Origin of the sequence: Phocaeicola sp. RTP21198st1_B8_RTP21198_201120, from assembly GCF_040929485.1 — a bacterium.
In the GTDB taxonomy this organism is placed as follows: domain Bacteria; phylum Bacteroidota; class Bacteroidia; order Bacteroidales; family Bacteroidaceae; genus Phocaeicola; species Phocaeicola dorei.
In genome coordinates, this window is the sequence record NZ_JBCOCI010000367.1 from 1 (window position 1) to 487 (window position 487).

Genomic DNA, 487 nt, shown 5'->3' on the forward strand with positions numbered 1-487 from the left:
TCTCCGTCTTGTCCTTCCGCTTTCACAGGTTTGCCGTCTGTTCCGTTAATGCGTTTGGCTCCTTCGCCTGTATCAACGGTCCAGTATCCGTCACTGTCAACTCCCATAACTGGAGTTGTACCTGTCACTTTTAACTTGTTAGTTGCATCCGGCAGCCATTCTGTAGTACCGTTGGTAGTAATGGTCCAGTAATATATTCCGTCTTCGTCAGCTTTCACTCCAATCACAGGAGCATCTGTACCATTCTTTCCATTTTTGATAGATACGGTGCTTCCATCACTGAAAGTTAATGTGTAGCCATCAGATGTCTGTTCCGTGTTGGTGATTACTTTCCCTTGATTTAATGCGTCTACCAAACTCTGTAAAGTTGTAATTTCAGAGTTCATTTTCTTGACTGTTGTTTCTAGTGTTTCTATTCGTCCGTCGAGATCATTGACTTTATCCCAGAGATCATCGTCATTGTAGCAACTGCATACTGTAACGACAG

Annotated in this window: 1 protein-coding gene; it reads right to left on the reverse strand. The window is 43.1% G+C overall.

Annotated elements, in window-relative coordinates:
- Window positions 1–487: PL29 family lyase N-terminal domain-containing protein (locus AB5935_RS26370; RefSeq protein WP_368327916.1), on the reverse strand; the 487-nt coding region annotated here is incomplete at both ends.